This is a genomic window from uncultured Campylobacter sp. (assembly GCF_938045225.1).
In the GTDB taxonomy this organism is placed as follows: Bacteria; Campylobacterota; Campylobacteria; order Campylobacterales; family Campylobacteraceae; genus Campylobacter_A.
This window is the reverse complement of record NZ_CALINL010000064.1, coordinates 1-8,646: the sequence shown is the minus strand read 5'-3', so window position 1 is coordinate 8,646 and position 8,646 is coordinate 1. Positions and strand designations below refer to the sequence as shown.

Here is an 8,646-nt window from a genome sequence, read left to right as displayed (position 1 = left end):
GTCAGCACCACGCGCGCGCCCAGCCCCTCGCAAAAGTCGATAATATACGCCATGGTTTCGTCGTCCGCGCACTTAAACATCCAGCGGCTAGTTAGGTGCACGTGGATAAATTTAAGCGGTAAATTTAGATGACTGATGCAGTCTGGATCGAAGTACACGCTGACTCGTTTGCCGCTAGGCTCAAATCCTAGCGCGGCCAAGGCGTCTAGATTTCTATCCACGGTGTGGCGCAGGCCGCCTATTTTAGGGGCTTTGTGCGTTATTATTTTATTCACGGTTTTATTTTTGCCCTCAAAGCCCACGATGGTTTTGATTTTAGCGTATTTGGCGACGATGATGCCGCGGTCGCCCGTTGTAGTCTGCACTGCGATGTCGTATTTTTGCTTTTTGATGGCGCGGATGAACTTTAGCTCGCGCCAAAGTCGTTTGAAAAAGCCGACCTCTTTTATATTTGCGCGGTCGTAGACGTGGATGTTTTGGATGTTCGGGTTGCCCTCGATCATCGCCTCGGTGCCCTTGTTTAGCGCGAAATCTATCTGCGCGTCAGGGTAGATGCGGCGCAGGTTTTCGATGAGCGGAGTCGTGAGCAGCACGTCGCCGATGTTTCTAAATTTCATAACTAGGATTTTGATTTTTTTATCTTTCATTTTACGTACTTCCAAAATGTGTATTGCGCGTAAAGCCTTGCTATCACGTAGCCGCGCCAGCCCTCGCGCCAGCCGCCTTTTAGGAAAAATAGCTTAAAAAACGTCCACGCGGGATTTAAAACGGCCTTAAATTTGCTTGATTTTGCGCCCTTTGCGCCAAGGCTCGAGTAGCGATTTTGCTTGGCGATAAACTGCTCGATGCTGTCGTAGGCATAGTGTTTGAAGTGGTTTTTTAACCTACCGATTCCGTTTTTTGGGCTGGTTAAATTTGCTGCGTCCACCGAGGTTTGTTCGTCTGTTTTGACCGCGCTTTTTAAAACGACCTTTTCGTGTATCTCGCGCCCGTCAAATTCCGCCTGCGTCTTGTCAAAAAGCCTAACCGTGCAGTCGGGGTAAAGCCCCATCGTGCGCACTTCTTTGCCGAAAAATATATTTGCGCGCGCCACCTCGTACGCGCAAAACTCGGGTCGCTGTAAAACCTGCAAAATTTCATCTCTCAGCTGCTCTAAAATCACCTCGTCGCTATCTAGCACGAAAACCCAGCGATTATGCGCTAGATCCACTCCCAGCTGCTTTTGCGCGCTAAATCCCAGCCATTTTTGCTTGTGAAATTTGACGTTTTTAAACCCTGCGCAAATTTGCTCCGTAGCGTCCTGCGAGCCGCTATCAACCACGACGACTTCGTCTGCAAATTCGCAGCTTTTTAGCACCTCTGCGAGGTATTTTTCGCTGTTAAGCGTGAGGATTACGACGCTTAGCATTTATAAATTTCCTCGTTAAAATGCTTAAATCGTTTGTGAAACCAAAAGTACTCGTCCGGCTTCTCGCGTACGGCGGCCTCGGTGGCGTCTGATTGTGCTTGCGTGGCCTTTAGCACGGCGTCTTCTTTATCAAAATCCCTAACGTCAATCGACGGAAAAAAGCAAATTTCGCTGAGGTTTGCCCCTTTTTCGCGGATAAATGCGGGTACGATGAGCGCGTCCGTTTTTTGCGCGAAAATGCTAACTGCGGGCGTATGCAGGACCTTTCGCCCGAAAAATTTGACCTCTACGCCTTCCTCTTTGGCGGTGTTTTGATCAACTAGGATGCCCACTAATCGGCGCGCCCTGACCGCTTTTAAAATTTGCTTTGCACCGCCCATTTTATCGATTAGCTCGATATCAAAGCGGGTGCGATTTGCCGCCAAAATGCGCTGCATGACCGCGCTATCAAGCGCGCGTCCGACGATGCTAACGCCGCCGAATTTCGCCGCCATAGCTAGAGAAAAAAGCTCCCACTGCCCGTAGTGCGCAGTTTGCACGATGATCGGGCGGCCAGAGGTAAGCGCGTTTTTAAAGATTTCTAGGTTTTTAAATTCGACTTTTTCTAGGATTTTTTCCTTGCTCGCGTTTTGATTTTTTATAAAATTTACCGCAAATTTGGCATAGTTTCGGTACGTGTCTTTGATGATTTGCTCTTTTTGCGCGGCTGTGAGCTCGCCAGCGTAGGCGAAATTTAGATTTGCTCTGATGATTTTTGTGTGTTTGGCGTCAAATTTATAAAATAAAAACGCGATGAAATTTAAAAACGGATCCAGCAAAAACGCCGGCGTAACGGTAAAAATAAATTTAAAAAATCTATAAAGCCAAAGGTAAAATAAATCACGCATCAAGTAGCCTTTTTGCCGCGTTTGCGATAGCATGCGGCGCGATATCCCGCACGCAAAAGTCGCTTTTATCTATCTTTTTCGCGTCTATTTTTTTGCCCGCGTCTAGCGTTAAATTTACGGGGCTCGCAAAGGCGTTTCGCTCTGCGGGGCGGTTACCAAAAAGCGCGATAGAGGGGCGATTTTGCGCCCAGGCGATATGCGTCACGCCGCTATCGTTGCCGATAACCAGATCGCAGCTTGAGATGAAGCTCACGAGCTCTTTTAGGCTTAAATTTAGCGGTTTTGCGTTTGAGTTTTTGATCAAATTTATGGCTTTTTTCTCCTCGTTTTCGCCGTTAAAGCAGACGAAAATTTCATTTTGCGGCTCGTCTAGCAGAGCGATAACGTCTCCAAATTTATCGTAAATTTTACTGGGCTCGCTAGCAAAAGGCGCTATCAAAATTTTCTTTTTTAAGCTTTTAAATTTACTTTGCGAGGCGCTAAAACAAGGCTGTTTGTCTAAAATTTCATCCTCGCTAAAACTAAATCCTAAGGCAAAAGCCGTAAGTTTTAAATTTCGCAAGATGATATTTTCTCCGTAGTCGCAATTAAATTTATGCCTGTAAAACAGCGCCGCAAGCGGTTCTTTGGCGCTAAATTTATCAAATCCGTAACTGTTTTTGCCAAGGAGTTTCGCAACCGCGGCGGATTTGAGAAGTCCTTGCAGGTCGATGACGTAGTCGAATTCACCCTCTTGCTTAGCAGAGGCGATCAGCTCCAAGCTTTTTTTGTATTCTCCGTTTTTTAACGGTAGCGATACGACGCGCGAAATTTTCGGGCAAAGAAACAAAATCTCGCTAAATTTGGCATCGGCAAACCACGTTATTTTGGCTTGCGGTAAGTGCTTTTCGATAAACTGCAAAATAACTACCGCATGAACGATGTCGCCCAGGGCGGAGAGCTTGATAACGGCGATGTTTGGGCTTAAATTTTTACTCATTTACCGCTTTTATAAAGATTTTTAGCTATCATTTTAGGCAAAAATAGCTAAAAAAGGTTTGAAATGGCTAAAAATTATATCTGCGTTTTTGACTGCGAGACGGTGCCCGATACCGCGCTTTTGCGTAAAATTTACGGCTTTGAGGGAAGCGACGCGGAGGTGGCGAGGCAGGCGTTTGCCGCGCAAAAGGCAGCAAGCGGAAGCGAGTTTTTACCCGTGATGTTTCACCGCGTAGTGGCGATATCTGCGGTGATGGCGGACGAGTACGGTAAATTTTTGCGCGTAAGCACGATGAAAGGCGCAAACGAGCGCGAAATCCTAAATAAATTTATCGGTTTCGTAAACTCGCACAACCCGCGCTTGGTGAGCTTTAACGGGCGAGGCTTTGATCTGCCGATGATTTTAACTCGCGCGATGAGGTACAACGTATCGTTTCCGAGCTTTTACGAGGTCGAAAACAAGGAGCTTGGCAAAGGCAAATGGGACGGCAACTACCGCGACAGGTACAGCGGCAAATTTCACTTTGATCTACTCGATCACGTGAGCGAATTTGGCTCCGTTCGCGGGCTAAAGCTAGATACTCTCTGCGCTAGCTTAAATTTGCCCGGCAAATACGACGTGCACGGCGATCAGGTGATGGAGCTGTTTTTTGACGGTAAGATCGACAAGATCAACGAATACTGCGAAAGCGACGTGCTAAACACCTACTGGCTTTTCCTAAAATACGAGCTTTTGCGCGGAAATTTGACGCTGGACGATTACGCGGACGATATCTCGGTGATGAGCGAGTGGCTCGGGGCAAACTGCGCGCAGATGGGCTATACGCCGGTATTTTGCAAGGCTGTGGAGTGCGAACTGGTACGCCTTGAAACGCAAAACTACGAGGATGAGCCAGAGCTAGGCGACGACGGGCAAGCAGGTGTAGAGGAATACTATACCGAAGAAAATATGCCCGAGATAAATTTAGACGAGCAGTGAGAACGGGCGCAAATTTAGAGTATTTTGCTAGTTTGGCTAAATTTAAACGGCTCGCTTTTGTTAAAGCGTAATTTAATTTCAGCAAGTATAGATAGTTTAATATTTATAAAATAAAGGATAATCGATGTATAAAAAGATCGTAGCTTTTTCGGCGATATTTGCATTGCTATTTTCCGGTTGCGCAGATAAAAGCGCCGGCGTTAAAAAAATAGACGAGATACAAGGGCTTTATGCGTATAACGACGGATACTACGTCGTCGGCGACAAATATAGCTTTAGGCTAAACGAAACGGAAAAAATAGACGAAGCCAAACGCTTTTACGCTAGCGAGTTTGCAAATGACATAAAAGACGATTTTGCGTCTATTTGCATATATGGCAACGATGAAAAGATGGTCGGAACATACGTCATTTTTCTTGATAAAAAGCTATTTTCGGATGAGAGATACGCTGCGTTAAAAGCGTCTTTTGAGATGTTTGATCCAAACAAAAATATGCAAGGGTCTCAGGCTATAAAAAGCTTTTTGGAGTCCGGATATATAACCGGTTATTATTATCTGAGCGGAAGTACGGCAAACATAAGCGACGCTAAAAGAAAAGAAATTTTAACCTCGGGTAAATTTCAAAATCCAATCAAAGTATATACGAATGTAGATTGCGAAAAAATAGGCGCAAGCAGCGGCGGTGCGGGGATAGATCTCGGCGGTGCCGCGATGATCGTTGGTTTGCCCGTCGCTAGCGCGGGGATGATAGTGGCTTTTCCCGCCGTATTTGTAGTCGGGGCGGCTTTTTACGGTACTTTTTTCGTAGGTTGGGGACTTGGATGTTTGCTCGGCTTAGCGCGTTGTTCGTAGAGTTGGCGCTAATTTTATTTACGAGCTTTGATTTTTAAAATATGCTAAAATAGCGTCAAATCACAAAGGAAAAAATATGAAAATTTTAGTAACCGGAACGGCGGGATTTATAGGATTTCACCTTGCAAATGCTCTTGTGGCGCGCGGGGATGAGGTCGTTGGATATGACGTGATAAACGACTACTATGACGTAAATTTAAAGCTTGCACGCCTAAAAACGGCTGGTTTTGACGTGAGCGAGATAGACTATGGCAAACTTATCACCTCAAAAACGCATGCAAATTTAAAATTTATAAAAGCAGACCTTGCTGATGAAAAGACGATGAAGGAGCTTTTTACTAAAGAGAAATTTGACGTAGTGGTAAATTTAGCCGCACAAGCTGGCGTTCGCTACTCGCTCATAAACCCAAAAGCCTATATCGACAGCAACATCACAGGCTTTATGAATATCCTAGAGTGCTGCCGCCACAACGAGATAAAAAACCTAGTCTATGCAAGCTCTAGCTCGGTTTATGGCCTAAATGAAAACATGCCATTTTCTACGCACGAAGCGGTCAATCACCCTATAAGCCTCTACGCAGCGACCAAAAAGAGCAACGAGATGATGGCGCACACTTATAGCCACCTATTTAACGTGCCAACGACTGGACTTCGCTTTTTTACGGTTTATGGACCATGGGGACGCCCTGATATGGCGCTATTTTTGTTTGTTGATGCCGCGCTTAAAGATAAAACTATCGACGTCTTTAACTACGGCAAGATGAAGCGCGACTTTACCTACGTGGACGACATCGTAAAGGGCATTATTAAGTGCATCGACAACCCAGCCAAGCCAAACCCAGCTTGGGACGCAAAGCACCCAGACCCAGCCACTTCAAAGGCGCCGTTTAAGGTCTATAATATCGGCAACAACAGCCCAGTCGAGCTCATGGACTACATCAAGGCAGTTGAGATAAAGATCGGCCGTGAGATCAAGAAAAATTTCCTCCCACTTCAAGCAGGCGACGTGCCAGCGACATTTGCAGACGTTAGCGACCTTGTGGCTGACTTTGACTACAAGCCAAACACAAAAGTAAATGACGGCGTGGCTAAATTTGTCGAGTGGTATAGCGAGTTTTACGGGATCAAAATTTAAATGAGACGTTGCGAGTGGGCCAAGGGTGAGCTTGACATAGCCTACCACGATAATGAGTGGGGCAAAGTCATAAAAGATGATAGAAAATTTTTTGAAATGATAGTTTTAGAGGGCTTTCAAGCAGGACTTTCGTGGCATGGGGTGCTTCAAAAAAGAGAGGCTATGAGAGTGGCGTTTGACAGCTTTGACCCTAAAAAGATCAAGCTTTATGGCGAGGCTGAGATAGCTAAATTTATGCAAAACGAAGGGCTGATACGCAATAGACTAAAACTAAAATCGCTTTCTGTAAACGCCCTTGCATTTTTGTCTGTGACGCAAGAATTTGGCAGCTTTTATGACTATTTGTGGGGACATTTGCTAAGAAATTTTGACCCCAAATTTGACGGCAAACAGATCATCAATCACTATCAAAATATCAAGCAAGTGCCAGCAACTACGCCGATGTCTGACTTTGTGGCAAAGGAGCTAAAAAAGCGAGGATTTAAATTTCTAGGCTCTGTTAGCACCTATGCCTTTTTGCAAAGCGTGGGCGTGGTGGATGATCATATGGACTATTGTTTTTGTAAGTGCAAGGCTTGATTAGAATAATTTTTGCACTTTTGGTGCTTTTAAATTTTGCATTTTCTCTTGATCTGCTGCGCCTTAGTGAGTATAAAGATCAAAACGTCAGTGGCTGGCTAGCTAGTGAGAAGCTTGATGGCGTGCGTGCCTACTGGGACGGAGAGAATTTGCTCTCAAGACAGGGCAAAAAGCTAAATGCACCGCTAAGTTTTACTAAAAATTTCCCTAAATTTGCACTTGATGGCGAGCTTTACGCAAAGGGGCTTAAATTTGAAGAAATTCAAGCGACCGTGATGGACAAGCTGCCAGATAAAAAGGCGTGGAGCAGGCTTAAATTTCACGTTTTTGACGTGCCAGAGGCGAGCGGCGGCTTGCCTCGTAGGCTTGAAGTTTTGGCTAAATTTCTAAAAAATGAGCCAAATGAAAATTTAATCATCATAAAACAGATAAAAATGCGCGATAACGCCCAGTTTTTAAAATTTACAAAGGACATGATCGCAAAAGGTGGCGAGGGAGCAGTCGTGCGTGAGCCAAATGCGCCATACGAGCGAAAACGAAGTAAAAATGCGCTCAAATTTAAGAAATTTAAAGACGCCGAGTGTGAGGTTATTGCTATAAATAAAGGCAGCGGCAAATACGCCAATTTTGCTGGCTCGCTTACCTGCAAGGCACTTGGTGGCAAAGATGATAAAAAAAAAGCTGGCGAGCCAAAAGAGGGCACTATCTTTAAAATAGGCTCAGGACTAAGCGATGAAAATCGTCAAGAGCCACCAAGGATAGGCTCTATCATCACATATAAATTTCAAAATTTAACGGCTAACGGCAAGCCAAGATTTCCTATATTTTTAAGGGTTAGAGAGGATTAAATTTGATCTGCGATCTCTTTTAATGCCCTAAAAGAGTCAAGCTGTGCCTTTTCATCAAAAATGAAGCTTTGAGCCATGATCTCATCGACTTCAAGTCTGTTTTGAAACTCTAAAATTTGCTCTTTAACGCTTTGCTTTGAGCCTATAAAAGAGCACGCCATCATCTCTTCTGTGACGGCTCTTTCTCTATTTTTTAGCTCTATTTGCCTAAAGTCGATCGGCCCAAAATGCGGAGCCTGTGCGCCTGCCTTGCCACTTATGGCAAAGACTTCGTCGTTATCCTTTTTTGGTGGCTGCAAATACTCTTTTCCGCCAGTTACTACGTTTAAGAAAAATTGCGTTTGCGTAGTGGCTAAACTCTTTGCTAGCTCGTCACTTTGGGCTATTATCACATTTGCTCCTGCGATGACATAGGGCGCTTTTAAAAAGGGCGATGGTTTGAAATTTTGACGATAAATTTCTACCGCTTTTTCTAGCGCACGTGGTGCAAAGTGCGATGCAAAGGCATAAGGCAGGCCAAACTCAGCCGCCACGTATGCGCTATATATGCTTGATCCAAGTATGTAAATAGGCGGAAATTTTTCAATTTTTGGATAGGCTTTTACGGCTCTTTTGGCGTTAAAATAGTCCATTAGCTCGTTTATCTGCATGTTAAATTCCATCTCTCTGGCACCGCGTCTAAGCACAGCAGCCGTATCTTGGTCAGTCCCTGGAGCTCTGCCTAGCCCAAGATCTACGCGGTTTGGAAATAGCGTCTCAAGAGTGGCGTACTGCTCGGCGATGGAGTAGGAGCTGTGGTTTGGTAGCATCACGCCACCAGAGCCCACTCGCAGGCTTTTTGTATGCTCTAAGATGTGTGCGATGATGAGCTGCGTGGCTGAGCTAGCTAAATTTTGCATATTGTGATGCTCTGCGACCCAGTAGCGCTTCATGCCGATATCTTCGGCAAATTTAGCCAGTCTGATGGCCGCATCTATGG

At 45.1% G+C, this 8,646-nt stretch carries 9 protein-coding genes and 1 pseudogene; 5 read left to right on the top strand and 5 right to left on the bottom strand.

Annotated features, from left to right (window positions below):
• The 4 genes and pseudogenes from Q0200_RS02990 to waaC form a co-directional block, all read right to left on the bottom strand.
• A pseudogene (locus tag Q0200_RS02990) lies at positions 1-647 on the bottom strand (putative lipopolysaccharide heptosyltransferase III); the annotation flags it as partial.
• A complete protein-coding gene (locus tag Q0200_RS02985; protein WP_297937538.1) occupies positions 644-1,408 on the bottom strand; it encodes a glycosyltransferase family 2 protein in 765 nt (254 codons plus the stop codon). The gene Q0200_RS02985 and the pseudogene Q0200_RS02990, both read right to left, overlap by 4 nt.
• The gene (locus Q0200_RS02980; RefSeq protein WP_297937536.1) at positions 1,402-2,295 is read right to left on the bottom strand and encodes a lipid A biosynthesis lauroyl acyltransferase; all 894 of its coding nucleotides are present in this window, start codon (positions 2,293-2,295) and stop codon (positions 1,402-1,404) included. Before Q0200_RS02980 ends, Q0200_RS02985 begins: the two co-directional genes overlap by 7 nt.
• Entirely contained in the window at positions 2,288-3,274 is a 987-nt protein-coding gene (gene waaC, locus Q0200_RS02975; protein WP_297937534.1) for a lipopolysaccharide heptosyltransferase I, read from the bottom strand. The genes Q0200_RS02980 and waaC overlap by 8 nt, the downstream gene beginning before the upstream one ends.
• Positions 3,275-3,337: 63 nt before the next feature.
• On the opposite strand from waaC, the gene Q0200_RS02970 reads away from it, so the two are divergent.
• From Q0200_RS02970 to Q0200_RS02950, 5 genes are all read left to right on the top strand, one after another.
• The gene (locus Q0200_RS02970; protein WP_297937532.1) at positions 3,338-4,252 is read left to right on the top strand and encodes a 3'-5' exonuclease; all 915 of its coding nucleotides are present in this window, start codon (positions 3,338-3,340) and stop codon (positions 4,250-4,252) included.
• A 124-nt stretch (positions 4,253-4,376) separates the two neighbouring features.
• On the top strand, positions 4,377-5,105 hold the full coding sequence (locus Q0200_RS02965) for a hypothetical protein (protein WP_297937531.1): 729 nt from the start codon (positions 4,377-4,379) through the stop codon (positions 5,103-5,105).
• Between the two features lie 76 nt (positions 5,106-5,181).
• Positions 5,182-6,240: an NAD-dependent epimerase gene (locus tag Q0200_RS02960; protein ID WP_297937530.1), complete on the top strand. Its 1,059-nt coding sequence runs from the start codon at positions 5,182-5,184 to the stop codon at positions 6,238-6,240.
• Positions 6,241-6,819: a DNA-3-methyladenine glycosylase I gene (locus Q0200_RS02955; protein WP_297937529.1), complete on the top strand. Its 579-nt coding sequence runs from the start codon at positions 6,241-6,243 to the stop codon at positions 6,817-6,819.
• Entirely contained in the window at positions 6,819-7,667 is an 849-nt protein-coding gene (locus Q0200_RS02950; RefSeq protein ID WP_297937540.1) for a DNA ligase, read from the top strand. Before Q0200_RS02955 ends, Q0200_RS02950 begins: the two co-directional genes overlap by 1 nt.
• On the opposite strand, the gene Q0200_RS02945 is transcribed toward Q0200_RS02950, so the two are convergent.
• A complete protein-coding gene (locus Q0200_RS02945; RefSeq protein WP_297937528.1) occupies positions 7,664-8,644 on the bottom strand; it encodes an LLM class flavin-dependent oxidoreductase in 981 nt (326 codons plus the stop codon). The genes Q0200_RS02950 and Q0200_RS02945 overlap by 4 nt on opposite strands.
• Positions 8,645-8,646: the final 2 nt, after the last annotated feature.

Bases quoted from the DNA above. Each gene is read 5' to 3' on its own strand.
- Q0200_RS02985 (WP_297937538.1), bottom strand. From the start codon at position 1,408: ATGCTAAGCGTCGTAATCCTCACGCTTAACAGCGAAAAATACCTCGCA.
- Q0200_RS02980 (WP_297937536.1), bottom strand. From the start codon at position 2,295: ATGCGTGATTTATTTTACCTTTGGCTTTATAGATTTTTTAAATTTATT.
- waaC (WP_297937534.1), bottom strand. From the start codon at position 3,274: ATGAGTAAAAATTTAAGCCCAAACATCGCCGTTATCAAGCTCTCCGCC.
- Q0200_RS02970 (WP_297937532.1), top strand. From the start codon at position 3,338: ATGGCTAAAAATTATATCTGCGTTTTTGACTGCGAGACGGTGCCCGAT.
- Q0200_RS02965 (WP_297937531.1), top strand. From the start codon at position 4,377: ATGTATAAAAAGATCGTAGCTTTTTCGGCGATATTTGCATTGCTATTT.
- Q0200_RS02960 (WP_297937530.1), top strand. From the start codon at position 5,182: ATGAAAATTTTAGTAACCGGAACGGCGGGATTTATAGGATTTCACCTT.
- Q0200_RS02955 (WP_297937529.1), top strand. From the start codon at position 6,241: ATGAGACGTTGCGAGTGGGCCAAGGGTGAGCTTGACATAGCCTACCAC.